At 56.3% G+C, this 24,148-nt stretch carries 26 protein-coding genes; 12 read left to right on the top strand and 14 right to left on the bottom strand.

All coding sequences use genetic code 11. From position 1 onward, the window contains the following. Positions 1-8 precede the first annotated feature (8 nt). Positions 9-896, top strand: coding sequence for a heme o synthase (cyoE, locus tag GVO84_RS04925; RefSeq protein WP_013095848.1), 888 nt, complete (start codon positions 9-11; stop codon positions 894-896). A gap of 213 nt (positions 897-1,109) precedes the next feature. Then, the gene (locus GVO84_RS04920) at positions 1,110-2,471 is read left to right on the top strand and encodes an MFS transporter (protein WP_121425594.1); all 1,362 of its coding nucleotides are present in this window, start codon (positions 1,110-1,112) and stop codon (positions 2,469-2,471) included. Between the two features lie 30 nt (positions 2,472-2,501). On the opposite strand, the gene GVO84_RS04915 is transcribed toward GVO84_RS04920, so the two are convergent. Beyond that, positions 2,502-2,993 (bottom strand): YajQ family cyclic di-GMP-binding protein, encoded by a 492-nt coding sequence (locus tag GVO84_RS04915; protein WP_023334701.1) that lies wholly within the window; start codon positions 2,991-2,993, stop codon positions 2,502-2,504. A 121-nt stretch (positions 2,994-3,114) separates the two neighbouring features. Between GVO84_RS04915 and panE the strand changes: the two genes are divergently transcribed. After that, positions 3,115-4,026: a 2-dehydropantoate 2-reductase gene (gene panE / locus GVO84_RS04910; RefSeq protein ID WP_159513560.1), complete on the top strand. Its 912-nt coding sequence runs from the start codon at positions 3,115-3,117 to the stop codon at positions 4,024-4,026. Then, positions 3,989-4,582, top strand: coding sequence for a protein deglycase YajL (gene yajL, locus GVO84_RS04905; protein WP_028012154.1), 594 nt, complete (start codon positions 3,989-3,991; stop codon positions 4,580-4,582). Before panE ends, yajL begins: the two co-directional genes overlap by 38 nt. Before the next feature lie 120 nt (positions 4,583-4,702). Here the strand turns inward: yajL and thiI are convergent, their stop codons facing one another. Next, positions 4,703-6,151 (bottom strand): tRNA uracil 4-sulfurtransferase ThiI, encoded by a 1,449-nt coding sequence (thiI, locus tag GVO84_RS04900; protein ID WP_121425596.1) that lies wholly within the window; start codon positions 6,149-6,151, stop codon positions 4,703-4,705. Between the two features lie 191 nt (positions 6,152-6,342). Between thiI and xseB the strand changes: the two genes are divergently transcribed. The 4 genes from xseB (at position 6,343) to GVO84_RS04880 (ending at position 10,411) form a co-directional block, all read left to right on the top strand. After that, on the top strand, positions 6,343-6,585 hold the full coding sequence (xseB, locus tag GVO84_RS04895; protein WP_045328337.1) for an exodeoxyribonuclease VII small subunit: 243 nt from the start codon (positions 6,343-6,345) through the stop codon (positions 6,583-6,585). After that, positions 6,586-7,485, top strand: coding sequence for a (2E,6E)-farnesyl diphosphate synthase (ispA, locus tag GVO84_RS04890; protein WP_159513559.1), 900 nt, complete (start codon positions 6,586-6,588; stop codon positions 7,483-7,485). A 24-nt stretch (positions 7,486-7,509) separates the two neighbouring features. Then, the gene (dxs, locus tag GVO84_RS04885; RefSeq protein WP_159513558.1) at positions 7,510-9,372 is read left to right on the top strand and encodes a 1-deoxy-D-xylulose-5-phosphate synthase; all 1,863 of its coding nucleotides are present in this window, start codon (positions 7,510-7,512) and stop codon (positions 9,370-9,372) included. A gap of 64 nt (positions 9,373-9,436) precedes the next feature. Continuing rightward, a complete protein-coding gene (locus tag GVO84_RS04880; RefSeq protein ID WP_159513557.1) occupies positions 9,437-10,411 on the top strand; it encodes an aldo/keto reductase in 975 nt (324 codons plus the stop codon). 101 nt (positions 10,412-10,512) lie between these two features. On the opposite strand, the gene thiL is transcribed toward GVO84_RS04880, so the two are convergent. The 5 genes from thiL to nrdR form a co-directional block, all read right to left on the bottom strand. After that, positions 10,513-11,484, bottom strand: coding sequence for a thiamine-phosphate kinase (thiL, locus tag GVO84_RS04875; protein WP_159513556.1), 972 nt, complete (start codon positions 11,482-11,484; stop codon positions 10,513-10,515). 77 nt (positions 11,485-11,561) lie between these two features. After that, positions 11,562-11,981 (bottom strand): transcription antitermination factor NusB, encoded by a 420-nt coding sequence (gene nusB, locus GVO84_RS04870; protein WP_006809908.1) that lies wholly within the window; start codon positions 11,979-11,981, stop codon positions 11,562-11,564. Positions 11,982-12,002: 21 nt separating this feature from the next. After that, positions 12,003-12,473 carry a 6,7-dimethyl-8-ribityllumazine synthase gene (gene ribE / locus GVO84_RS04865; RefSeq protein ID WP_006176874.1) on the bottom strand — a complete coding sequence of 157 codons (471 nt, stop codon included), beginning with the start codon at positions 12,471-12,473 and terminating at the stop codon, positions 12,003-12,005. Positions 12,474-12,560: 87 nt separating this feature from the next. Then, positions 12,561-13,664, bottom strand: a complete 1,104-nt coding sequence (ribD, locus tag GVO84_RS04860; protein ID WP_159513555.1) for a bifunctional diaminohydroxyphosphoribosylaminopyrimidine deaminase/5-amino-6-(5-phosphoribosylamino)uracil reductase RibD — start codon at positions 13,662-13,664, stop codon at positions 12,561-12,563. Positions 13,665-13,668: 4 nt separating this feature from the next. Further along, on the bottom strand, positions 13,669-14,118 hold the full coding sequence (nrdR, locus tag GVO84_RS04855; protein WP_008503337.1) for a transcriptional regulator NrdR: 450 nt from the start codon (positions 14,116-14,118) through the stop codon (positions 13,669-13,671). 152 nt (positions 14,119-14,270) lie between these two features. On the opposite strand from nrdR, the gene GVO84_RS04850 reads away from it, so the two are divergent. Continuing rightward, complete coding sequence (locus tag GVO84_RS04850; RefSeq protein WP_159513554.1) at positions 14,271-14,810, top strand: DUF3251 domain-containing protein; 540 nt, start codon at positions 14,271-14,273, stop codon at positions 14,808-14,810. Positions 14,811-15,078: 268 nt separating this feature from the next. Continuing rightward, positions 15,079-15,957 (top strand): nucleoside-specific channel-forming protein Tsx, encoded by an 879-nt coding sequence (locus GVO84_RS04845; protein ID WP_121425666.1) that lies wholly within the window; start codon positions 15,079-15,081, stop codon positions 15,955-15,957. Between the two features lie 111 nt (positions 15,958-16,068). On the opposite strand, the gene GVO84_RS04840 is transcribed toward GVO84_RS04845, so the two are convergent. The 7 genes from GVO84_RS04840 to queA form a co-directional block, all read right to left on the bottom strand. Next, on the bottom strand, positions 16,069-16,749 hold the full coding sequence (locus GVO84_RS04840) for a helix-turn-helix transcriptional regulator (RefSeq protein ID WP_039263922.1): 681 nt from the start codon (positions 16,747-16,749) through the stop codon (positions 16,069-16,071). A 14-nt stretch (positions 16,750-16,763) separates the two neighbouring features. Then, the gene (locus tag GVO84_RS04835; protein ID WP_033144761.1) at positions 16,764-17,129 is read right to left on the bottom strand and encodes a VOC family protein; all 366 of its coding nucleotides are present in this window, start codon (positions 17,127-17,129) and stop codon (positions 16,764-16,766) included. A gap of 142 nt (positions 17,130-17,271) precedes the next feature. Further along, the gene (gene secF, locus GVO84_RS04830; RefSeq protein WP_159513553.1) at positions 17,272-18,243 is read right to left on the bottom strand and encodes a protein translocase subunit SecF; all 972 of its coding nucleotides are present in this window, start codon (positions 18,241-18,243) and stop codon (positions 17,272-17,274) included. Positions 18,244-18,253: 10 nt separating this feature from the next. Beyond that, positions 18,254-20,101, bottom strand: a complete 1,848-nt coding sequence (gene secD / locus GVO84_RS04825) for a protein translocase subunit SecD (protein WP_072250572.1) — start codon at positions 20,099-20,101, stop codon at positions 18,254-18,256. Between the two features lie 27 nt (positions 20,102-20,128). After that, a complete protein-coding gene (gene yajC, locus GVO84_RS04820) occupies positions 20,129-20,461 on the bottom strand; it encodes a preprotein translocase subunit YajC (RefSeq protein ID WP_003859109.1) in 333 nt (110 codons plus the stop codon). A gap of 22 nt (positions 20,462-20,483) precedes the next feature. Continuing rightward, positions 20,484-21,611 carry a tRNA guanosine(34) transglycosylase Tgt gene (tgt, locus tag GVO84_RS04815; protein ID WP_003859110.1) on the bottom strand — a complete coding sequence of 376 codons (1,128 nt, stop codon included), beginning with the start codon at positions 21,609-21,611 and terminating at the stop codon, positions 20,484-20,486. Positions 21,612-21,664: 53 nt separating this feature from the next. Beyond that, positions 21,665-22,735, bottom strand: coding sequence for a tRNA preQ1(34) S-adenosylmethionine ribosyltransferase-isomerase QueA (queA, locus tag GVO84_RS04810; protein WP_159513552.1), 1,071 nt, complete (start codon positions 22,733-22,735; stop codon positions 21,665-21,667). 92 nt (positions 22,736-22,827) lie between these two features. On the opposite strand from queA, the gene acpH reads away from it, so the two are divergent. Both acpH and GVO84_RS04800 read left to right on the top strand, forming a co-directional pair. Next, a complete protein-coding gene (gene acpH, locus GVO84_RS04805) occupies positions 22,828-23,409 on the top strand; it encodes an ACP phosphodiesterase (RefSeq protein ID WP_159513551.1) in 582 nt (193 codons plus the stop codon). A 127-nt stretch (positions 23,410-23,536) separates the two neighbouring features. Further along, positions 23,537-24,139, top strand: a complete 603-nt coding sequence (locus GVO84_RS04800) for a peroxiredoxin (RefSeq protein WP_014168840.1) — start codon at positions 23,537-23,539, stop codon at positions 24,137-24,139. Positions 24,140-24,148: the final 9 nt, after the last annotated feature.

Genomic DNA, 24,148 nt, shown 5'->3' with positions numbered 1-24,148 from the left:
CGGCGAGTATGTTTAAGCAATACCTGCAAGTAACGAAACCAGGCATCATCTTTGGCAACCTGATCTCCGTGATCGGAGGGTTCCTGCTGGCCTCTAAGGGCAGCATTGATTACACCCTCTTTATCTACACGCTGGTCGGTGTGTCACTGGTTGTTGCGTCCGGTTGTGTATTTAACAACTACATCGACATGGATATCGACAAGAAGATGGAAAGGACCAAAAATCGGGTGCTGGTGAAAGGCCTGATCGCCCCTTCCGTCTCGCTGGTGTACGCCACCTTGCTGGGTATTGCTGGCTTTATGCTGCTGTGGTTTGGTGCTAACCCGCTGGCCTGCTGGCTGGGGGTGATGGGGTTCGTGGTGTATGTGGGCGTCTACAGCCTGTATATGAAACGCCACTCCGTCTACGGCACGCTGATTGGTTCTCTCTCCGGCGCTGCGCCGCCGGTGATTGGCTACTGCGCGGTCACGAACGAGTTCGACAGCGGTGCGCTGATCCTGCTGGCTATCTTTAGCCTGTGGCAGATGCCGCACTCTTATGCCATCGCGATTTTCCGCTTTAAGGATTATCAGGCAGCGAACATCCCGGTTCTGCCGGTCGTGAAGGGCATTTCGGTTGCCAAGAACCACATCACGCTGTACATCATCGCCTTTGCTGTGGCAACGCTGATGCTCTCTCTGGGTGGTTACGCCGGATACAAATATCTGGCGGTAGCCGCTGCGGTGAGCGTCTGGTGGCTCGGTATGGCGCTGCGCGGTTACAAAGTGGAAGATGACAAAGTCTGGGCGCGCAAACTGTTTGTGTTCTCGATTGTGGCCATCACCTCGCTGTCCGTGATGATGTCCGTGGACTTTATGGTGCCAGATTCACACAACCTGCTGACTTACGTCTGGTAAGCGTGCTGAATTGAAAAAGCCAGGTTAATCACCTGGCTTTTTTTTTGCCCGGCGGCGCTACGCTTGCACGGGCCTACGGGATCGGTAGGTCGGGTAAGGCATCGCCGCCACCCGACGCGGTTTTGCACGATGGTAATATCTCTTAAACAAACACCTATTTACCGCAATTAACACCCCGCCTAAACTAGTGCCTGCTTTTGAACTGAGGTGGTAATGAACGATTATAAAATGACGCCGGGCGAGCTACGCGCGACCTGGGGCTTAGGGACTGTCTTCTCGCTACGGATGCTTGGCATGTTTATGGTCCTGCCTGTTCTGACCACGTACGGTATGGCGCTGCAGGGGGCCAGCGAGGCGCTGATTGGACTCGCGATCGGCATCTACGGCCTGGCGCAGGCGGTATTCCAGATCCCGTTTGGCCTGCTCTCTGACCGGGTGGGTCGAAAGCCACTGATCGTCGGCGGGCTGCTGGTCTTTGTGCTCGGAAGCGTGATTGCCGCCCTCTCCCACTCCATCTGGGGGATTATTCTCGGTCGCGCTCTGCAGGGCTCCGGCGCGATTGCCGCCGCGGTGATGGCTCTGCTGTCAGACTTAACCCGCGAGCAGAACCGCACCAAAGCGATGGCGTTCATCGGCGTGAGCTTTGGCGTGACGTTTGCGATTGCGATGGTGCTGGGCCCCATCATTACCCACACGTTGGGTCTGCACGCCCTGTTCTGGATGATTGCCGTGCTGGCGACCATCGGCATTGCCTTAACCCTGTGGGTCGTGCCGGACAGCAAGAACCACGTCCTGAACCGTGAGTCGGGGATGGTAAAAGGCTGCTTCAGCAAAGTGATTGTCGAGCCGCGCCTGCTGAAGCTGAATTTTGGCATTATGTGCCTGCATATCCTGCTGATGTCGACCTTTGTCGCCCTGCCCGGCCAGCTTGCCGCAGCGGGTTTCCCGGCGGCTGAGCACTGGAAAATCTATCTGGTCACGATGCTGATTTCGTTTGTCTCCGTCGTGCCGTTCATCATCTACGCCGAAGTGAAGCGCAAAATGAAGCGCGTCTTCGTGGGCTGCGTGGCGGTACTGCTGATTGCCGAAATTGTGCTCTGGGGTGCCGGTCCGCACTTCTGGGAACTGATTGCTGGCGTACAGCTGTTCTTCCTGGCCTTTAACCTGATGGAAGCGCTGCTCCCGTCGCTGATCAGCAAAGAGTCCCCCGCCGGGTATAAAGGTACGGCGATGGGTATCTACTCCACCAGCCAGTTTCTCGGCGTGGCGATCGGCGGCTCGCTCGGCGGCTGGGTGGACGGCCTGTTTGATTCACAAACCGTGTTCCTCGCCGGTGCGCTATTGGCGACAGTCTGGCTGCTGGTCGCCAGCACCATGAAAGAGCCGCGCTACGTCAGCAGCCTGCGGGTAGAAATCCCGGATGATGTGGAAATTAGCGATGCGCTGAAACAGCGTCTGGAAGCCAAAGAAGGCGTGACGGATGTGCTCATCGTCCCGGAAGAGCGCAGCGCTTACGTCAAAATAGACAGTAAAATGACCAACCGCTTCGAAGTCGAGCAGGCGCTCAAAGCGTGAAAAAAGCCCGGTTAAACCGGGCTTTTTATATTAATCGCGGAAGTTTTTAAACTGGAACGGTTGCCCCAGATCGCCGCCGCGCACCAGCGCCATTACGGACTGGAGGTCATCGCGGGACTTACCGGTCACGCGAATTTCTTCGCCCTGGATCTGCGCCTGCACCTTCAGCTTGCTGTCTTTAATAAGCTTAACGATCTTCTTCTGCACCGCGCTCTCGATGCCCTGCTTCAGCTTGGCTTCAACAAACCAGTTCTTACCGCTGTGGACGAACTCTTCCGGCACGTCCAGAGACGTCCCTTCGATGCCGCGCTTTAACAGCTTGGCGCGCAGAATGTCGAGCAGCTGATTCACCTGGAAATCAGACTCGCTCAGCACCTTAATGGTCTTATTTGCGTCGTTCAGCTCGAACGACGCCTCAACGCCACGAAAATCGAAACGTGACTCAACTTCGCGGGTTGCGTTCTCAACGCCGTTGCGAACTTCCTGGATATCAACTTCGGAAACAATATCGAAAGATGGCATCTTTTCTTCTCCCTTCACTTTTGTTGCGTTGCATAATACCCGCTACGAGGCATAACTCAACAGAAGCTTAGCTGTATAATTAAGCTGTAACACCTGGCGCAGTTGCGGGTGAGGAGGAACAATGAAAATTACGGTGCTCGGATGCGGAGCGCTTGGTCAGCTGTGGCTGACCGCGCTGTGCAAGCACGGACATGAGGTTCAGGGCTGGCTGCGCGTGCCCCAGCCCTATTGCAGTGTAAACCTGATTGGTGAAGACGGAAGCATCTTTAACGAATCCCTCACCGCGAACGATCCTGACTTCCTGGCGCAAAGCGACCTTTTACTGGTGACGCTCAAAGCGTGGCAGGTCTCAGACGCGGTAAAAACGCTGGCCGCGCAGCTCCCCCCCACTTCGCCCATACTGCTGCTGCATAACGGCATGGGGACCCTTGATGAGCTGAAAAGCGTCCCGCAGCCCCTGCTGATGGCGACGACCACGCACGCTGCACGTCGCGACGGCAACATCATCGTGCATGTCGCCAGCGGCGTAACGCATATCGGCCCGGCCAGAACACAGGATGGCGACTACAGCTATCTGGCCGATGTGCTTCAAAAGGTGCTGCCGGACGTGGCCTGGCACAACAACATTCGCCCTCAGCTCTGGCGCAAGCTGGCCGTCAACTGCGTGATTAATCCCCTGACGGCGCTGTGGGACTGCCCGAACGGGGAGCTGAAAAATCATCCGCAGGACGTTGCGGTTTTGTGTGCGGAAGTCGCGGCGGTCGTTGAGCGGGAAGGCCTGCATACCTCGGCAGACGATTTGCGCTGCTATGTCGAGCAGGTCATTGAGAGTACAGCAGAAAATATCTCCTCAATGCTGCAGGACGTTCGGGCATTACGCCACACGGAGATCGACTACATCACCGGCTATCTGCTAAAACGCGCCCGCGCGCACGGCATCGCCGTGCCGGAAAACGCCCGTCTGTATGACCTGGTTAAACGTAAGGAGAGTGAATATGAGCGCGTCAGCCCTGATCTGCCTCGCCCCTGGTAGCGAAGAGATGGAAGCGGTCACCACCATTGATTTGATGGTGCGCGGCGGCATTAAGGTCACCACCGCCAGCGTCGCCAGCGACGGCAATCTGGCAATCACTTGTTCACGCGGGGTGAAAATCCTCGCGGATGCCCCCCTTGTTCAGGTGGCTGACGGCGATTACGACATCATCGTGCTGCCCGGCGGCTTAAAAGGCGCGGAATGTTTTCGCGACAGCCCGCTGCTGGTCGAGACCGTGCGCCAGTTCCATCTGTCCGGCCGCATCGTCGCAGCAATCTGTGCCGCCGCCGGAACGGTTCTGATTCCGCACGATATCTTCCCCATCGGCAACATGACCGGCTTCCCGGGGCTTAAGGATACAATCCCGGAAGAGCATTGGGTGGATAAACGCGTCGTCTGGGACCCGCGCGTCAACCTGCTGACCAGCCAGGGGCCCGGCACCGCGATCGATTTTGGCTTAAAGATTATTGACCTGCTGGTCGGGCGCGAGAAAGCGTATGAAGTGGCGTCATCGCTGGTGATGCCGGCGGGGATTTATAATTACTATGAAGAGTAGTGGATAAAAAAAGCCGGGTGGCGCGAGGTAAAAGCAAAACGGCAACCTTTGGTTGCCGTTTTTTATGTTTGCGCCCTCTCCCTGTGGGAGAGGGTCGGGGTGAGGGCACCAGGCCGCACGCTACGGGCGATACACCTTCACATTCGCAAAGCCCTGCTCGCGCAGATACAGCGCCTGCAGGCGGCTCATCACCCCGCGCTCACACCAAAGCAGATAGGTTTTGCTCTTGTCGAGATCGCCAAATTTCGTGCTCAGCTTGTAGAACGGCAGAGAAACCACCTCAACGCCTTCGACGTTCAGCGGGCTGGCGTCCTGCTCATCAATCGAACGAATATCCACAATCACATCGCTTGCACCAAAACCGCTGACGGTTTCAACTTCAACGACTTCCTGCTCGGTCTGCTGGGCAATCTCGCGGATATCAATGTTGGAGGCGTCCTCCACCACTTTGTCCAGAATGGCAAAATCGAAGTTCTCTTCTTCCGCTTCGATCTTCGCCTTCACCGCTTTGACGGTTGGGCTTTTTGAGATCACGCCGCAGTATTCCGGCATAGTACGGGCGAAATCTTCGGTGCCGATTTCGCGCGCCAGGTCGATGATGTGCTCTTTGTCGTGGGAGATCAGCGGACGCAGGATCAGCGTATCAGACACGTTGTCGATCAGACGAAGGTTGGTCAGCGTCTGGCTGGAGACCTGGCCCAGCGCTTCGCCGGTGACCAGCGCCTGCACGCCGTAGCGTTCCGCCACTTTGGACGCCGCGCGCACCATCATGCGCTTCAGCACCACGCCCATCTGGCCGTCGTCGACTTTCTCAAGGATTTCGCCGACCACAGGTTCGAAGTTGATCGCCACGAAACGCACGCGGTGGGAGCTGCCGAAGCGGTTCCACAGGTAATGTGCGACCTGACGAACGCCGATTTCGTGCGCCGCGCCGCCAAGGTTGAAGAAGCAGTAATGCACGCGGCAGCCGCGACGCATCAGCATATAGCTGGAGACGCCGGAGTCGAAGCCGCCGGAGATCAGGGACAATACGTCTTCCTGGGTGCCGATCGGGAAGCCGCCGATACCTTCATAGCGCCCTTTCACCAGCAGCAGGCGATCGTTTTCGATCTCCAGATTGACGGTCACGTCCGGGTTAGTCAGACGTACGCGCGCCGTCTCAACGTGCTGGTTCAAACCGCCGCCGACGTAACGTTCCACTTCAATGGAGCTGAATTCGTGCTTGCCGCGACGCTTCACGCGCACGCAGAAGGTTTTGCCTTCGATCTGGTCGCGGTACTGAACCAGCGCTTTCTCGAAGATGTCGTGCATATCGCTGAACGGAACATCTTCCACTTCCAGGATATGGTGAATACCCGGTATACGGGTCAGCGCGTCGCGAATATCCTGACGTTTGTTTTCGTCTTTCGCACGGACCTCAACGTGGTCCCAGTGGCGCACCACGGCGAGGGTTTCGTCGTAGTGCTTTAATACGTTACGAATGTTCCCGGTGAGAATTTTAATAAAGCGCAAACGCACAGATTGGCTTTTGATGGTGATTTCAGGGAACAATTTAATGATAAACTTCATGGCGGCAATGTTTCTTAGGCAAGCGTATTAAGGCTTGTAATGGAAAAGAGTACAGCAGCCCACACCCGTGGCTGCATCCAGGCGCGCAAGTATACCACCATCGCGCCGCTCCTGTGCACATTGCGCGTTATTTGATAATTGCCCTGAGTCCGTTACCATGTCGGGGCTGAGAATATAAGAGTCAATTCACTATGCCGAAGAAGAACGACGCACCGGCCAGTTTCGAAACTGCGCTGAATGAACTGGAGCAAATCGTTACCCGTCTTGAGAGCGGCGATCTCCCGCTGGAAGAGGCGCTCAACGAATTCGAACGTGGCGTGCAGCTGGCGCGCCAGGGGCAGGTCAAACTGCAGCAGGCCGAGCAGCGCGTGCAGATCCTGCTTTCCGACAGCGAAGACGCGAAAACCACGCCTTTTACACCGGACGCCGAGTAAATGGATTTTTCCAACGAGCTTCAGGCGCGTGTCGTACGCGCCAACGACGCCCTGCGCCGTTTTATTGCGCCACAGCCTTTTCAGAACACTCCACTGGTTGAAGCCATGCACTATGGCGCACTCTTGGGTGGGAAGCGCCTGCGCCCGTTCCTGGTGTACGCCACGGGCAATATGTTTGGTATTAGCGATAACACGCTGGACGCCCCGGCAGCGGCCGTGGAGTGCATCCACGCCTACTCGCTGATCCACGACGATCTCCCTGCCATGGACGACGACGATTTGCGTAGGGGTCAGCCCACCTGCCATATCAAGTTTGGCGAGGCGAATGCCATTCTGGCGGGTGATGCCCTGCAAACGCTGGCGTTCTCGATTCTGAGCGACGCGCCGATGGCGGAAGTGGCTGACAGCGACCGCCTGGCGATGATCTCCGAGCTGGCCATGGCCAGCGGCGTGGCCGGGATGTGCGGCGGACAGGCGCTGGATCTTGAAGCGGAAGGACGTCAGGTTAATCTGGAACAGCTGGAGCGTATTCATCGCCATAAAACAGGGGCGTTGATTCGTTCCGCCGTTCGCCTGGGCGCGCTGAGCGCGGGTGAACAAGGGCGCAAAGCCCTGCCGATTCTGGACAGATACGCAGAAAGTATCGGTCTGGCGTTCCAGGTTCAGGATGACATTCTGGATGTGGTGGGCGATACTGCAACATTGGGTAAACGTCAGGGTGCGGACCAGCAGCTTGGCAAAAGTACCTACCCCGCCCTGCTGGGCCTTGAGCAAGCCCAACGTAAAGCCCGGGATCTGATTGACGATGCCCGCCAGTCGCTAAATGAACTGGCCGCGCAATCGCTGGATACCTCGGCACTGGAAGCGCTAGCGGACTATATAATCCAGCGTGATAAATAAACAATATATCTCGATGAGCCTTTGATGAGTTTTGATATTGCCAAATACCCGACACTGGCGTTAGTTGACTCCACCCAGGAGTTACGTCTGCTGCCGAAAGAGAGCCTGCCGAAGCTGTGCGACGAGCTGCGTCGCTACCTGCTCGACAGCGTTAGCCGCTCCAGCGGCCATTTCGCCTCCGGGCTTGGCACGGTTGAGCTGACCGTGGCGCTGCATTACGTCTATAACACGCCGTTCGATCAGCTCATCTGGGACGTGGGCCACCAGGCCTATCCGCACAAAATTCTGACCGGACGTCGCGATAAAATTGGCACCATTCGCCAGAAAGGCGGCCTGCACCCGTTCCCGTGGCGCGGTGAGAGCGAGTATGACGTGCTGAGCGTCGGCCACTCCTCTACCTCCATTTCGGCGGGCATCGGTATTGCCGTTGCCGCTGAAAAAGAGAACAAGCAGCGCCGTACCGTCTGCGTGATTGGCGACGGTGCCATCACCGCAGGGATGGCCTTCGAAGCCATGAACCATGCGGGCGACATCAAGCCGGACATGCTGGTTATCCTTAACGATAACGAAATGTCGATCTCCGAGAACGTCGGCGCGCTGAACAACCATCTGGCCCAGCTGCTCTCCGGCAAGCTTTACTCCTCGCTGCGCGAAGGCGGCAAGAAAGTCTTCTCCGGCGTACCGCCGATTAAAGAGCTGCTCAAGCGTACCGAAGAACACATCAAAGGCATGGTCGTACCGGGCACCCTGTTTGAAGAGCTGGGCTTTAACTATATTGGCCCGGTTGACGGCCATGACGTGCTGGGTCTGGTGACCACGCTCAAGAACATGCGCGACCTGAAAGGCCCGCAGTTCCTGCACATCATGACCAAAAAAGGACGTGGCTACGAACCGGCGGAAAAAGATCCGATCACCTTCCACGCGGTACCCAAATTTGACCCGTCCAGCGGCTGTCTGCCAAAAAGCAGCGGCGGCATGCCGAGCTATTCAAAAATCTTCGGCGACTGGCTGTGCGAAACCGCAGCGAAAGACAACAAGCTGATGGCGGTGACGCCTGCCATGCGTGAAGGCTCCGGCATGGTGGAGTTTTCCAGAAAATACCCTGACCAGTATTTTGACGTAGCCATTGCCGAGCAGCATGCTGTGACGTTTGCAGCGGGCCTGGCGATTGGCGGCTACAAGCCGGTTGTCGCTATCTATTCCACCTTCCTGCAGCGCGCCTACGATCAGGTGATCCACGACGTGGCGATTCAGAAGCTGCCGGTACTGTTTGCTATCGATCGTGCGGGCATCGTCGGTGCCGACGGCCAGACGCACCAGGGCGCGTTTGACCTGTCGTTCCTGCGCTGTATTCCGGATATGGTTGTCATGACGCCAAGCGACGAGAACGAATGTCGTCAGATGCTGTTTACCGGCTACCACTATCAGGATGGCCCAAGCGCCGTTCGCTACCCGCGCGGCAATGCGGTAGGCGTTGAGCTTCAGCCGCTGGAAAAACTGCCGATCGGTAAAGGTCTGGTGAAGCGTCGCGGTGAAAAAGTGGCGATCCTGAACTTCGGCACGCTGATGCCAGAGGCGGCGAAAGCGGCTGAAGCGCTGAATGCCACCCTGGTGGACATGCGCTTTGTGAAGCCGCTCGACGACGCTCTGATCCTGAGTATGGCTGAAACGCATGACGTGCTGGTCACGCTGGAAGAAAACGCCATCATGGGCGGCGCGGGCAGCGGCGTGAACGAGGTGCTGATGGCAAATCGTAAAGTCGTGCCGGTGCTGAATCTCGGCCTGCCGGATCATTTCATTCCTCAGGGTACCCAGGATGAAGCCCGTGCGGCTATTGGCCTGGACGCCGCCGGTATCGAAGCCAAAATCCGCGCCTGGCTGGACTAACCCCTTCCCCCTTTTCCGCTCCTGCTATGCTTAAACCTGGTGTTTAAACAGCAGGAGCGGAACCGTGCAATACACAACATTAGGAAAAACGGACCTTAAGGTTTCCCGACTTTGTCTGGGATGCATGACCTTTGGCGAGCCCGATCGGGGTAATCACGCCTGGACGCTGCCGGAAGAGAGCAGCCGTCCGATCATCAAACGCGCCATCGAGGGCGGCATTAACTTCTTTGACACCGCCAACAGCTACTCCGACGGCAGCAGCGAGGAGATTATCGGCCGCGCCCTGCGCGATTTTGCCCGCCGTGATGACATCGTCGTCGCCACCAAGGTCTACTATCCGGTGGGCGACCTGGCTGAGGGCCTTTCTCGCGCGCAGATCCTGCGCTCCATTGATGACAGCCTCAAACGCCTGAACATGGATTACGTCGACCTGCTGCAGATTCACCGCTGGGATTACAACACGCCAGTCGAGGAGACGCTTGAAGCGCTTAACGACGTGGTCAAAGCCGGTAAAGCACGCTACATCGGCGCGTCGTCTATGCACGCGTCGCAGTTTGCCCAGGCGCTGGATCTCCAGGCGCAGCACGGCTGGGCGCGCTTTGTCACCATGCAGGATCACTACAATCTGATCTATCGTGAAGAAGAGCGCGAGATGCTGCCGCTGTGCCATCAGGAGGGCGTGGCGGTGATCCCGTGGAGCCCGCTGGCGCGCGGCCGCCTGACCCGTCCGTGGGGAGAAACCACGGCTCGCCTGGTATCGGATGAAGTGGGAAAAAATCTTTATTCCGGTACAGAAGCCAGCGATGCGCTGATTGCCGAACGGTTAGCCGGTATTGCCGACGATACCGGTGCCACCCGCGCGCAGGTGGCGCTGGCGTGGCTGCTGGGCAAGCGCGGGGTCGCGTCGCCGATTATTGGGACGTCGCGGGAAGAACAGCTGGATGAGCTGCTGAATGCGGTGGATATCACGCTGACGCCGGAGCAGATTGCCGAGCTGGAGACGCCGTATCAGCAGCATCCTATAGTGGGGTTTAAGTAAACACTTGCCGGGTGGCGGCTTCGCCTTACCCGGCCTACGATCGCACCCTGTTTGTAGGCCGGGTAAGCGCAGCGCCACCCGGCAATACAGAGCGCACAAACTCACGCGAAGTGATCGTACCCTTTCCAGTCGAGCGTTACCGGCGCACCTTCACGGACAAACTTCAGCCCTTCGCTCTCCGGCATGATCTGACCGATGCAGGTAAATTTCGCGCCGAGATGCGCTAACGCCACGTCCAGCGTTCCACGGTTGAGCTCTGGCACCGTGAAGCACAGCTCGTAGTCTTCACCACCGGACAGCGCCCAGCGCAGGGCCTGCTCAGGCTCTACATGGCGAAGCAGTTGCTCAGACAGGGGGAACAGATCCAGGTCAACCCGCGCGCCGACGCCGCTGGCCTTCAGGATATGCCCAAGGTCCGAGATCAGCCCGTCAGAGAGATCGATAGCCGAGCTTGCCCGCTCGCGCAGCGCCTGGCCGTGCAAAATACGCGGTGTCGGCCGCAGATGGCGCTTCACCAGATACGCCGCATCATCAGCATCTTCAACCGTTAAACGGTCCTGAAGGATCGCCAGCCCAGCCGCGCTATCGCCCGGCGTACCGGTCACGTAGATCCAGTCGCCGGGTTTTGCTCCCGAGCGCTTCAGCGCGCGGCCAAGCGGCACGTAGCCGTGGATCGCCAGCGTCATCGACAGCGGCCCGGCAGTGGTATCACCGCCAATCAGCTGCATATCGTAATAATTCAGCTGTTCAAACAGCGCGTCGCTAAAGGCTTCCAGCCAGGCTTCATCCACCTCTGGCAGGGTCAGGGCCAGCGTCAGCCACGCGGGATCGGCGCCCATCGCCGCCAGATCGCTGACGTTCACTGCCAGCGCTTTATACGCCAGATCGGCAGGATCGATATCCGGTAAGAAATGACGTCCGCACACCAGGGTGTCGGTGCTGATTGCCAGCGTCTGTTTTTCGGGAATATTGAGAAGTGCACAGTCATCGCCAATGCCGGTTTCAACATCAAGACGAGAGGTTCTGACACGGTCGAAATAACGGGCAATCAGGGAGAATTCGCCGCATGCCATACGTTATGCCTCAGCAAATAAAAGAAAAAACCGGAGCCACACTGCCCGTCAGGCAATGCAGGACTCCGGTTTGCGGATCACTTTTTGTGGGGACGGATCGCAGGTGCTGCTTTATCAAGTACGCCGTTTACAAACTTATGGCTGTCTTCAGCGCCGAAGGTTTTCGCCAGTTCGATCGCTTCGTTGATGGCCACTTTGTACGGCACATCATCACGTTTAGACAGCTCAAACAGCGCAATACGCAACACTGCTTTTTCTACCTGACCCAGCTCTTCGAGCAGACGGGACAGGTAAGGCTTCATCAGACCATCGAGATACGCGCTATTAGTCGCCACTCCCGACAGCAGTTCACGGAAGTACAGAACGTCAACGTCTTTCACGTCCTGTTCTGACAGGAACTGGTATTCAACATCAGCGATGTCGTTCTGGGACAACTGCCAGGAGTAAAGTGCCTGGACGGCACATTCACGGGCGCGGCGACGAGCAGCAGGTTTCACGGAATTCCCCTTACAAAAAAATCAGGCCTTGATGGCTTTCAATACATTGATCATTTCAAGCGCGGTCAGTGCAGCTTCTGCACCTTTGTTACCGGCTTTGGTGCCAGCACGTTCGATGGCTTGTTCAATACTTTCGGTGGTCAGCACGCCGAACGCGACAGGAATTTCAGCATCCTGCGCAACGTGTGCCAGACCGTTGCTTGCACCGCCCGCAACGTATTCGAAGTGCGCAGTGCCGCCACGAATAACAGTACCCAGCGCAATCACCGCGTCGTATTTACCGGTTTTCGCCAGCGCGCCCGCCGCCAGTGGCAGTTCGTAAGCGCCTGGAACCCAAACAACGGTAATGTTGTCATCTTTAACCTGGCCGATACGTTTCAGGGCGTCAATGGCACCTTCCAGCAGGCTGTCGTTGATGAAGTTGTTGAAACGCGCAATGGTGATGGCGACGCGAGCGTCCGGGGTAGCTACAGCAGCTTCAATAATGTTCATACTCTTCCTTTACGGGTTCATTTGGCCCCGCAGGGGGGCGGATTTTATCATAATACTTTGCGCACTGCTTCCCTATTTCAGGAGCAATTACGCTGTCGTTAAGTGGAGGCAGACATCCGGACCTACCGGACGAATCTCGCTAAATTTGAGTTGCGGTGCGTCGGCCAGTTTTTCAAGGCCGGGCAGCACAAACAGGCCGCGCGCGTCGTGACCTAACAGTTTAGGCGCAACGTAGACAATCAGTTCATCCACCAGCCCGGCCTGTAAGAGCGCACCGGCGAGCGTTGGCCCGGCTTCGACCCAGATGCTGTTCACCTGCTGCTTGCCGAGCAGCATCATCAGCACTACCAGATCCAGATGACCGTTATGCTCCGGCACCATAATGTTGCGCACGCCTTCCGGCCATTCGCGCGTATCTTCTTTGGTGCGGGCAATCCAGGTTTCACCGGGCTGCTTGACGATGCGGTGCTCCGGCGTCACCCGGTTCTGGCTATCAATGACAATGCGCAGCGGCTGACGCAGGTTCTCCTGCGGGTACAGCGCCTGGGTATCGGCATTCAGTTCGTCCCAGCGCACGGTCATGGCCGGATCGTCAGCCAGAACGGTTTCACTGCTGGTGAGGATAGCATGGCTTTGCGCGCGCAGACGTTGCACATCGCGCCTTGCCTGTGGAGACGTGATCCACTGGCTTTCGCCGTTTGCCATTGCCGTACGGCCGTCCAGCGAGGCGCCCAGCTTGAGCTGAATATACGGGAACCCTGTGCGCATGCGCTTCAGAAAGCCTTTGTTGATCGCTTCCGCGTCCTGCATCATCAGCCCATGGCTGACGTCAATGCCTTCCTGCTGCAGGCGGTACAGACCGCGTCCGGCCACCTGCGGATTCGGGTCCTGCATCGACGCGACCACGCGTGAAACGCCTGCTGCAATCAGCGCTTCGCAGCACGGCGGCGTCCGCCCGTGATGGCTGCAGGGCTCCAGCGTGACGTAGGCTGTGGCACCGCGCGCCTTCTCACCGGCCATGCGCAGCGCATGAACCTCGGCATGCGGCTCGCCGGCACGATAGTGAAACCCCTCCCCCACGATCTCGCCATCTTTAACAATAACGCACCCGACGTTCGGGTTGGGATGGGTGGTAAAACGACCGCGCTGCGCCAGCTTCATGGCTCTCGCCATGTAAATCTCATCCTGCATGAGCTTAATCCTGTAAGCGGGCGATCTCTTCGCCAAACTCTTTGATGTCTTCGAAACTGCGGTAGACCGAGGCGAAGCGGATATAGGCGACCTTATCGAGCTTTTTCAGCTGCTCCATCACCAGGTTGCCGATCATTTTGCTCGGCACTTCACGCTCGCCCAAACCACGAAGGTAAGATTTTATGTGGTTTAACGCCATCTCAACGTCGTCCGCACTGACGGGACGTTTCTCGAGGGCCTTCAGCATCCCGCTGCGGAGTTTCTCTTCGTTAAACGGCTCGCGCACGTCGTTACTTTTTACCACGCGCGGCATTACCAGCTCTGCAACCTCAAAGGTCGTGAAACGCTCGTTGCACACCAGACACTGCCGACGACGGCGTACGGATGACCCTTCGCCCACAAGACGAGAGTCGATGACTTTGGTATCCACAGCGGAGCAGAATGGGCAATGCATACGGTATCCCTGTTATCCGGTTAACTGATTTTCATTTTACCCTGATCTGGCCTGACAACAAAGGAAGAGCTTTTTGAGACAAAGGATCTATGTCTGACACGACGATGCTGGCTACCATTAGGACGATCCGTTATTTCAAGGAAATAAACGCAATGACAAGACGTTACCTGAAAATTTTGCTGGTGGGGAGCCTCTTCACCCTTAGCGCCTGTGCACAGCAAACCGAAGTCCGTCAGATGAAACAGAGCGTGAATACGCTCAATACGGCGATGGACAAACTGAACAAAGAAACGGTGAAGATCACCCAGCAAAACGCGCTGAATGCCAAATCCAGCAGCGGGGTTTATCTCCTGCCGGGAGCGAATACGCCTGCGCGGCTCAATAGCCAGATTGGCACGTTAAAGATGTCTCTGGTGAACGTGGCGGCGAATGCAGATGGTACTCGCGCAACATTACGCATTCAGGGCGAGTCCAACGATCCGCTGCCAGCCTTCAGCGGCACCGTCGAATGGGGACAGATCCAGGGCACCACGGAGAGCTATCAGGAGGTGAATGTTAACAGTCAGCTGTTCACCGCACCGGCCAGCGTGCTGGCTCCAAGCGATGTTGACATTCCGCTGCAGCTTAACGGACTCACTCCGGAGCAGTTAGGTTTTATCCGCATTCACGATATCCAGCCCGCCGCGCAGTAACCCCATCTTTTAGCGGAGTGCAATGTCACTCCGCTAACATTTACATTTCGTATGGATTGGCAACATAAATGATTGCCGCTACAATCCCGGCCGTTTAAAGTACGCAAACGTGAACGCAATCGATTACGCATGTGAGAGATATGTGAAACAACACATATTTTTGTGAGCAAGGATTCCTATAATAGGCTCCGCAGAAACACGAAATATTTTGATACGCAAATCGCGCATTTTTCACTCCCGGAAGGGAATTTCAATCAGTGGCATGATTATGAAAAAAACATTACTCGCAGCTGGCGCTGTACTGGCACTCTCCTCTTCTTTCACTGTTAACGCAGCGGAAAACGATAAACCACAATACCTCTCCGACTGGTGGCACCAGAGCGTTAACGTGGTCGGCAGCTACCACACCCGTTTCGGACCTCAGATCCGCAACGATACCTACCTGGAGTACGAAGCATTCGCCAAGAAAGACTGGTTTGATTTCTATGGCTATATGGATGCCCCGGTCTTCTTTGGTGGTAACTCTCAGGCAAAAGGTATCTGGAACCACGGTTCTCCTCTGTTCATGGAGATCGAGCCGCGCTTCTCCATCGACAAGCTGACCGGTACCGACCTGAGCTTCGGTCCGTTCAAAGAGTGGTACTTCGCGAACAACTATATCTACGACATGGGCCGCAACGAGTCCGGTCGTCAGAGCACCTGGTATATGGGTCTGGGTACGGACATCGACACTGGCCTGCCAATGAGCCTGTCCATGAACGTCTATGCTAAATACCAGTGGCAGAACTATGGTGCCGAAAACCAGAATGAGTGGGATGGCTATCGTTTCAAAGTGAAATACTTTGTGCCAATCACTCAGCTGTGGGGCGGTAACCTGAGCTACATCGGCTTCACCAACTTCGACTGGGGTTCAGATCTGGGCGATAAGAGCGGTTACGCTGAAAACGGCATCAAGCAGCGCACCAACAATTCCATCGCTTCCAGCCACATTCTGGCGTTGAACTACGATCACTGGCACTACTCTGTCGTGGCACGTTACTGGCACAACGGCGGCCAGTGGAACGACGACGCGAAACTGGTGTGGATGAACGAAAACGTCCGCTCTACCGGCTGGGGTGGTTACCTGGTTGTGGGTTATAACTTCTAACCTTGTGGTTGATGCCGGGTGGCGGCTACGCCTTACCCGGCCTACAAAACCTGTAGGCCCGCGCAAGCGCAGCGCCGCCAGGCAACAAAAGCCAGCTCAAGAGCTGGCTTTTTACTGCTTAACCTTCCGCAAAAAATCTGCCAGAGACCTGTCCGCACTCTCGCTAAACCGCCTCTCCGTCTGCACAATATTGAGGCACCGATCGAGCCGGAAACAGCGATAGTCATCACGCCGTTCGCACCACGCCGCCAGCAGCCAGCGCTCCCCCCAAAAGAACAGTCCCAGCGGCTGAACCTCGCGCTTTGAGAGCTGCCCGGCTTCATCACGGTAATGCAGCGCCAGCACGCGCTGGGCGGAAATCGCCTGATGGATCCTGTCAAAATCGCTGCGGGAGTGGCTTTGCATGCAAAAATCCGGGGCGTAGATCCGCGTCTGCTCCGCCTTTCGACGACTCTCCTCGGGCAGGATAGCCAGCACCTTCTCCTGAGCCGACTCCAGCTCGCGCGATAGCGATTCCCCTCCCCAGGTTTTGAGCAGGCGAATCGCGACGATCAGCGCCTCTGACTCCTTATTTGTCAGCATCAGCGGCGGCAGGTCAAAACCCGACATTAGCCGATATCCGCTCCCCGCCTCACCTTCCACCGGCACGCCGGAAAGCGACAGGTCGCGGATATCGCGGTAGACCGTGCGCTCGGACACGCCAAGCCGGTCCGCCAGATGCGCTGCCGTTGTCAGACGCCTGCCCCGCAGGATCTGCACAATCTGAAACAAACGGTCAGCGCGTCGGGTCATGTCTTATTCCGCTCTCAGGCAGGTTGATGGAGGCCGACGCGGTTACCCTCGCTGTCGGTAAACAATGCGATAGTGCCAATGCCATGCGGCAGTTCCAGCGGGCCAAACACGCACTCGCCGCCGGCAGAGGCGATGCGATCGAGCGTGGCCGCCAGATTGTCAGTATGCAGGTAAATAATAGCGCCCTGCAAAGACGGTGTAACGCCGTCAAATTTTGCCAGCGCCCCGCCGGTATACGGATCCTCATGCGGGAAAACGGCCAGCTCCGCGCAGTCCATTTTCTCGCGACGCAGCGCGAGCTGCATCACTGGCTCATAAAATTTGATAGCGCGATCCATATCCGCGACCGGAATTTCAAACCAGTTAATGACGCTTTTCATACATCCTCCTGACTGTTGTTTGGGTTCAGAAGGAGTCTACGACAGGGCTCCTGACAGCATACTGTCAGGAGTGTTTGTCAGGAGCAGATAAAAAAAATCCCGGTCAACCGACCGGGATTTCGATAACGCGCTAAACGTCGTCTTACGGCAGAATGGACGGCTGATCCGCCCCTTCTTTCTCGACTTTCTGCTGGAGCAGGTGCTCGCGCTTCATGCCGAGTTTCAATGCCAGTGCGGACGCGACGTAGATAGAAGACGCCGTACCGATGGTGACACCAATCAGCATGGTCAGCGAGAAGCCTTCCAGTACCGGGCCACCGAAGAGATAGAGCATCAGGATAACCATTAAGGTCGTTCCGGATGTGATCAAGGTACGGTGCAGCGTCTGGGTCAACGACACGTTAAAGATTTCGTACGGCGTACCGCGACGGATCTTACGGAAGTTTTCACGAATACGGTCAGATACCACGATACTGTCGTTCAGAGAGTAACCGATAACGGACATCAGGGATGCCACAATCGTCAGGTCAATCTCAATGTGGAACAGCGACAGTACGCCCATGGTGATCACCACGTCGTGCGCAAGAGCGATAACTACACCTGCCGCCAGGCGCCACTCGAAGCGGAAGCCAACGTAGATCAGGATGGAGATCAGCGCCACCATCAGCGCCATCGCACCGGTCTGGGCCAGATCCGCGCCCACGCTCGGGCCGACGAACTCAATACGCTTCACCGCCGCATTCTGGCTGGTCGATTCGTTGATGACGTTCAGAACCTTGCTACCCAGCTCCTGGCTGCCATTGGCATCGTGCACTGGCGGCATACGCACCATGATATCGCGGCTGCTGCCGAAGTTTTGCAGCAGCGGCTCTTCAAAGCCCGCTTTCTGCAGCGATTCGCGCATCTGGTCCATATCGATCGGTTTTTCCAGGGAGATTTCAATTACCGTACCACCGGTAAAATCGAGACCCCAGTTAAAGCCTTTCACGCCCATAATGGCGATGGACAGAATCAGCAGAAAACCTGAAATGCCGAAGGCCCAGTAGTCCCAGCGCATAAAGTCCCAGACTTTACGGCCGTGGTTTAATTGTTCAACAGTATATTCCTGTGCCACAACGCACTCCTCAGATAGACAGCTTTTTGACGCGCTTGCCGCCGTACAGCAGGTTCACGATGGCACGGGTGCCGACAATAGCGGTAAACATCGACGTTGCAACACCGATACCGGTTGTAATCGCAAAGCCTTTGATCGCGCCAGTACCCACTGCATACAGGATAAGAACCTTAATCAGTGTTGTTACGTTCGCATCGAAGATGGAGCTGAACGCTCCTTTGTAGCCTTCTTCAATCGCCTGTTGCACAGAGCGACCGTTGCTCAACTCTTCTTTGATACGTTCGTTTATCAGTACGTTGGCGTCGACCGCCACCGCAAGAGTCAGAACGATACCCGCAATACCCGGCATGGTCAGCGTCGCGCCCGGCAGCAGGGACATGATGCCGATGATCAGCACCAGGTTAGCCAGCAGAGCGGACGTCGCAATCAGACCAAACTTCTTATAGAAGAAGATCATGAAGAGGATGGAGACAACCAGACCGGCCAGACACGCTTCCAGACCCTGCTGGATGTTTTGCATACCCAGAGTAGGACCAATGGTACGTTCTTCAACAATCTGAATTGGCGCAATCAGCGCACCGGCACGCAGCAGCAGAGAGAGCTGACGCGCTTCGTTCGGGTTGTTAATACCGGTAATACGGAAGCTGTTACCCAGACGAGACTGGATATTGGCGATGTTAATCACCTCTTCCTCTTTCACCAGTACCGCACGACCGTTTGCATCTTTCTTACCGCTGTCTTTGTACTCCACGAACAGGGTCGCCATCGGTTTGCCGATGTTGTCCTTGGTGAAGTTGGACATGATGTTACCACCCGCGCTATCGAGCGAGATGTTAACCTGCGGCTGGTTGTATTCGTCCTGGCTGGAAGTGGAGTCGGTGATATGGTCACCGGTCAGGATCACGCGTTTGTACAGCACAACCGGCTGACCTTCGCGGGTCTGTTTCACTTCGGAGTCACCCGGAATACGGCCTGCGGCAGCAGCGGACTGATCGACATTAGAGTTAACCAGACGGAATTCCAGAGTCGCGGTTGCACCCAGAATCTCTTTCGCACGTGCGGTATCCTGGATACCCGGCAGTTCTACCACGATACGGTCAGCACCCTGACGCTGTACCAGCGGCTCAGCCACGCCCAGCTGGTTTACACGGTTACGCAGAATGTTGATGTTCTGCTGAACGGCGTATTCACGCGCTTCGCTCAGACGTGCATCCGTCATTACCGCACGCAGCTGGTTGCTGCCCTGAGAGGTAATCACCAGATCGCGGTGACGCTGAGACAGGTAAGTTACAGCCTGGTCGCGTGCCGCGCTGTCGCGGAACGTGATGCTCAAGCCGTAGTTATCTTCTTTACGCACGGTGGTATAGGCGATGCCTTTCTCACGCAGATCGCTGCGCAGGCTGTCGATATTCTGTTCCTGCAGCTTGCCGAGCGCGGTATCCATATCCACTTCCATCAGGAAGTGAACGCCGCCACGCAGGTCAAGACCCAGTTTCATTGGCTCTGCATTCAGAGCAGCCAGCCAACGCGGAGTTGCAGGAGCAAGGTTAAGCGCCACGACGTATTTATCACCCAGCACGCCCATCAGCGCTTCGCGAGCGCGGAGCTGCGTGTCGGTGGTGTCGAAGCGAGCAAGAATAGCGCCCTCTTCCAGTGCCACAGACTTAGCGGTAATTTTTTCTTCTTGTAACGTTTTCTGGACCTGGATCAGCGTTTGCTCACTGGCGGCGACACCGCGCGCGCCAGTGATTTGAACGGCCGGATCCTCACCATACAGGTTGGGAAGCGCGTACAGCAGGCCGACGATAATCACGACGACCAGCATGATGTACTTCCACAAAGGATAACGGTTTAACACGGCAGTTCCCTTTGGGAAAAGTTGGGATTACAGCGCCTTCATGGTGCCTTTCGGCAGAACGGCAGCTACGAAGTCACGTTTGATGACCACTTCAGTGGTGTCGTTCAGGGCGATAGCAATGTAGCCGTTTTCAGCCACTTTGGTTACGCGACCCACCAGACCACCGTTAGTCAGCACTTCATCGCCTTTCGCGATAGAGTTCATCAGGTTTTTGTGCTCTTTGGTGCGCTTCTGCTGTGGACGCAGGATCATGAAGTAGAAGATCAGACCGAACACAACCAGCATCAGAATCAGAGACATCGGGCTGCCCTGCGCTGGAGCACCTGTTGCTGCTACCGCATCAGAAATAAAAAAGCTCATTCAAATTCCCTCATTATTAAAATTAATCAACGTTCAACGGTGGAACATCCCGCCCCTGACGTTGGTAGAAATCGGTCACGAAGCTCTCTAATTTACCCTCTTCGATAGCCTTACGTAAACCAGCCATTAAGCGCTGATAATAACGAAGATTATGAATGGTATTGAGACGCGCGCCCAAAATCTCGTTGCAACGATCGAGATGATGCAGATACGCGCGAGAATAATTGCGACAGGTATAGCAATCGCACTCGGAATCGAGCGGGCTGGTGTCACTCTTATGCTTCGCGTTACGGATTTTCACCACGCCATCGGTAACGAACAAATGGCCGTTACGCGCGTTGCGGGTTGGCATGACGCAGTCGAACATATCAATGCCGCGGCGTACGCCTTCAACCAGATCTTCTGGTTTACCCACGCCCATCAGGTATCGTGGTTTATCCGCAGGGATTTGCGGGCAAACATGCTCCAGAATGCGGTGCATGTCTTCCTTCGGCTCACCCACAGCCAAACCGCCGACAGCGTAGCCATCAAAACCTATCTCTACCAGACCTTTAACAGAGATATCGCGTAAATCTTCGTAAACGCTGCCCTGGATAATGCCGAACAGCGCATTTTTGTTCTGCAGGGAGTCAAAACGGTCACGGCTACGCTTCGCCCAGCGCAGGGACATCTCCATGGAGCGCTTGGCGTAGTCCCAGTCCGCCGGGTACGGCGTACATTCGTCGAAGATCATCACGATGTCGGAGCCGAGGTCGTACTGGATCTCCATCGATTTTTCGGGATCGAGGAAAATCGGATCGCCATTGATCGGGTTACGGAAGTGTACGCCCTGCTCGGTGATCTTGCGGATATCCCCCAGGCTGAAGACCTGGAAGCCGCCGGAATCGGTCAGGATGGGGCCTTTCCACTGCATGAAATCGTGCAGGTCACCGTGGAGCTTCATGATCTCCTGGCCCGGACGCAGCCACAGGTGGAAAGTGTTGCCGAGGATAATCTGTGCGCCAGTGGCTTCTACTTCTTCCGGCGTCATCCCTTTTACGGTGCCGTACGTGCCCACAGGCATAAACGCGGGGGTTTCCACCACGCCGCGATCAAACACCAGGCGACCGCGACGCGCGCGACCGTCGGTGGTATCGAGTTCAAATTTCATTTTTTCTCCGACGTCAGAAAAACAGTCCAACGTTGTAAAACGGTGCCGCGGACTTATTCCCCGACACGCTCATTCAAAGCCAGCGGATTGTACGTGATAAACATCGCGTCCCCGTAGCTAAAAAAGCGATATTTTTGTTCTACCGCAGACTTGTAGGCGTTCATCGTATGCTGATAACCGGCAAACGCGGAAACCAGCATAATCAGCGTCGATTCAGGCAGATGGAAGTTGGTCACCAGCGCGTCAATCACTTTGTACTGATAGCCCGGGTAGATAAAGATCTGCGTATCGCCAAAGAACGGCTCGATAAGATCGCTCTTCGCGGCCTGCGCGGCGCTCTCAAGCGAACGCACGGAAGTTGTGCCCACAGCAATCACGCGGCTACCGCGGCATTTTGCCGCCAGTACCGCATCTACAACCTCTTGCGGTACTTCGGCATACTCAGAGTGCATGATGTGATCTTCAATGCTGTCCACGCGCACCGGCTGGAAGGTCCCCGCGCCGACGTGCAGCGTCACGAACGCCATCTCCACGCCCTTCGCACGCAGTTTTTCCAGCAGCGGCTCATCAAAATGCAGGCCCGCGGTCGGCGCAGCGACGGCGCCAGGCTTCTGGCTGTAGACGGTCTGATACAGCTCGCGGTCGGCCTCTTCGTCCGGACGCTCAATATACGGGGGCAGCGGCATGTGGCCGATGGCGTTCAGGATATCGAGCACCGTACGCTCGTCGTCGAACGCCACCTCAAACAGCGCGTCGTGGCGCGCGGTCATGGTCGCTTTGATGCTCTCGTCATCGCCCAGCAGCAGCTCAGCGCCCGGCTTCGGCGCCTTGGAGGCGCGAATATGTGCCAGAATACGTTTATCATCGAGCATACGTTCGACCAGCACTTCAATCTTGCCGCCGCTGGCTTTACGGCCAAACAGGCGCGCCGGGATCACGCGGGTATTGTTAAAGACCAGCAGATCGCCAGGGTTGAGCTTGTCGAGCAAATCGGTGAAAGTACCGTGCGTCAGCTCGCCCGTTGGCCCATCCAGTGACAGTAAGCGACAGCTGCTGCGCTCAGGCATGGGATAGTGAGCAATCAGGGATTCAGGTAGTTCAAAGGAGAAATCGGCGACGCGCATGACGTATACTCGTGACTTAAAAACAGGCGGCATAGTCTAGTGCTCACACCCTTTTGCTGCAACAACTAGCCGCCCCCGGACAAATAAAACGCATGAATTTTCTCGCTCACCTGCATCTCGCTCACCTCGCTGACAGCTCCCTGTCCGGCAATTTGCTGGCCGACTTCGTACGCGGCAACCCCGCTGAGGACTATTCCCCTGAGGTTGTCGACGGCATTTTCATGCACCGCCGCATCGACGTGCTGACGGATAAGCTGCCGGAAGTGACGGAAGCCAAAGCGTGGTTTCGCCCTGAAACGCGCCGCGTTGCCCCGATCACGCTCGACGTGATGTGGGACCACTTTCTGTCGCGCCACTGGGAACAGCTGTCGCCGGAGATGCCCTTGCCGGATTTTGTGCGCTATGCCCGCCAGCAGGTGTCGATCATCCTGCCCGAGTCGCCGCCGCGCTTTGTGAACCTGAATAACTACCTGTGGTCGGAACGCTGGCTGGAGCGTTATCGCGAGATGGACTTCATCCAGAACGTGCTGAACGGGATGGCGAGCCGTCGCCCGCGGCTGGATGCGCTGCGCGACTCCTGGTATGACCTGGATGAACATTATGATGCGCTGGAAACGCGTTTCTGGCAGTTTTACCCGCGCATGATGGTGCAGGCCAAAAACAAACAGCTGTAACAGAATTCGCATTGATAGGTAAAAGCTGGCGGAACGATTGTCACCACCTCTTTGTCTTATCCAAGAACACTCTCTATACTGGCTCGCGTTGCGTTCCAAATAACCTTAGTATCTACAGGAGAATCATATGGTTCTGGTAACTCGTCCGGCTCCGGATTTTACAGCTGCAGCAGTTCTGGGCAACGGTGAAATCGTTGAAAACTTCAACTTCAAACAGCACACCAACGGTAAAGCGACCGTTCTGTTCTTCTGGCCAATGGACTTCACTTTCGTTTGCCCGTCTGAGCTGATCGCCTTCGACAAACGTTATGAAGAATTCCAGAAGCGTGGCGTGGAAGTTGTTGGCGTCTCCTTCGACTCTGAATTTGTACACAACGCATGGCGTAACACCCCTGTCGACAAAGGCGGCATCGGTGCGGTGAAATACGCAATGGTTGCGGACATCAAACGCGAAATCCAGCAGGCTTACGGTATCGAACATCCGGACGCTGGCGTTGCGCTGCGTGGTTCCTTCCTGATCGACGCAAACGGCATCGTTCGTCACCAGGTTGTGAACGATCTGCCGCTGGGTCGTAACATCGACGAAATGCTGCGCATGGTCGACGCGCTGCAGTTCCACGAAGAGCACGGCGAAGTGTGCCCGGCTCAGTGGGAAAAAGGTAAAGAAGGCATGAACGCGTCTCCAGACGGCGTGGCGAAATACCTGTCTGAGAACGTATCCAGCCTGTAATCGGCACGG

The sequence above is a fragment of the Enterobacter sp. SM3 genome, assembly GCF_009811935.2.
In the GTDB taxonomy this organism is placed as follows: domain Bacteria; phylum Pseudomonadota; class Gammaproteobacteria; order Enterobacterales; family Enterobacteriaceae; genus Enterobacter; species Enterobacter asburiae_D.
Note: the sequence above shows the minus strand (reverse complement) of the source record. Positions and strands in the feature narration are given on the sequence as shown.

What these genes read in the sequence shown, in the direction of transcription:
- acpH (WP_159513551.1), top strand. Translation starts at nt 22,828, where the DNA reads ATGAATTTTCTCGCTCACCTGCATCTCGCTCACCTCGCTGACAGCTCC.
- queA (WP_159513552.1), bottom strand. Translation starts at nt 22,735, where the DNA reads ATGCGCGTCGCCGATTTCTCCTTTGAACTACCTGAATCCCTGATTGCT.
- GVO84_RS04840 (WP_039263922.1), bottom strand. Translation starts at nt 16,749, where the DNA reads ATGACCCGACGCGCTGACCGTTTGTTTCAGATTGTGCAGATCCTGCGG.
- ribD (WP_159513555.1), bottom strand. Translation starts at nt 13,664, where the DNA reads ATGCAGGATGAGATTTACATGGCGAGAGCCATGAAGCTGGCGCAGCGC.
- GVO84_RS04920 (WP_121425594.1), top strand. Translation starts at nt 1,110, where the DNA reads ATGAACGATTATAAAATGACGCCGGGCGAGCTACGCGCGACCTGGGGC.
- yajL (WP_028012154.1), top strand. Translation starts at nt 3,989, where the DNA reads ATGAGCGCGTCAGCCCTGATCTGCCTCGCCCCTGGTAGCGAAGAGATG.
- thiI (WP_121425596.1), bottom strand. Translation starts at nt 6,151, where the DNA reads ATGAAGTTTATCATTAAATTGTTCCCTGAAATCACCATCAAAAGCCAA.
- dxs (WP_159513558.1), top strand. Translation starts at nt 7,510, where the DNA reads ATGAGTTTTGATATTGCCAAATACCCGACACTGGCGTTAGTTGACTCC.
- panE (WP_159513560.1), top strand. Translation starts at nt 3,115, where the DNA reads ATGAAAATTACGGTGCTCGGATGCGGAGCGCTTGGTCAGCTGTGGCTG.
- thiL (WP_159513556.1), bottom strand. Translation starts at nt 11,484, where the DNA reads ATGGCATGCGGCGAATTCTCCCTGATTGCCCGTTATTTCGACCGTGTC.
- GVO84_RS04845 (WP_121425666.1), top strand. Translation starts at nt 15,079, where the DNA reads ATGAAAAAAACATTACTCGCAGCTGGCGCTGTACTGGCACTCTCCTCT.
- ribE (WP_006176874.1), bottom strand. Translation starts at nt 12,473, where the DNA reads ATGAACATTATTGAAGCTGCTGTAGCTACCCCGGACGCTCGCGTCGCC.
- GVO84_RS04850 (WP_159513554.1), top strand. Translation starts at nt 14,271, where the DNA reads ATGACAAGACGTTACCTGAAAATTTTGCTGGTGGGGAGCCTCTTCACC.
- yajC (WP_003859109.1), bottom strand. Translation starts at nt 20,461, where the DNA reads ATGAGCTTTTTTATTTCTGATGCGGTAGCAGCAACAGGTGCTCCAGCG.
- GVO84_RS04835 (WP_033144761.1), bottom strand. Translation starts at nt 17,129, where the DNA reads ATGAAAAGCGTCATTAACTGGTTTGAAATTCCGGTCGCGGATATGGAT.
- GVO84_RS04800 (WP_014168840.1), top strand. Translation starts at nt 23,537, where the DNA reads ATGGTTCTGGTAACTCGTCCGGCTCCGGATTTTACAGCTGCAGCAGTT.
- nrdR (WP_008503337.1), bottom strand. Translation starts at nt 14,118, where the DNA reads ATGCATTGCCCATTCTGCTCCGCTGTGGATACCAAAGTCATCGACTCT.
- GVO84_RS04915 (WP_023334701.1), bottom strand. Translation starts at nt 2,993, where the DNA reads ATGCCATCTTTCGATATTGTTTCCGAAGTTGATATCCAGGAAGTTCGC.
- xseB (WP_045328337.1), top strand. Translation starts at nt 6,343, where the DNA reads ATGCCGAAGAAGAACGACGCACCGGCCAGTTTCGAAACTGCGCTGAAT.
- ispA (WP_159513559.1), top strand. Translation starts at nt 6,586, where the DNA reads ATGGATTTTTCCAACGAGCTTCAGGCGCGTGTCGTACGCGCCAACGAC.
- tgt (WP_003859110.1), bottom strand. Translation starts at nt 21,611, where the DNA reads ATGAAATTTGAACTCGATACCACCGACGGTCGCGCGCGTCGCGGTCGC.
- cyoE (WP_013095848.1), top strand. Translation starts at nt 9, where the DNA reads ATGTTTAAGCAATACCTGCAAGTAACGAAACCAGGCATCATCTTTGGC.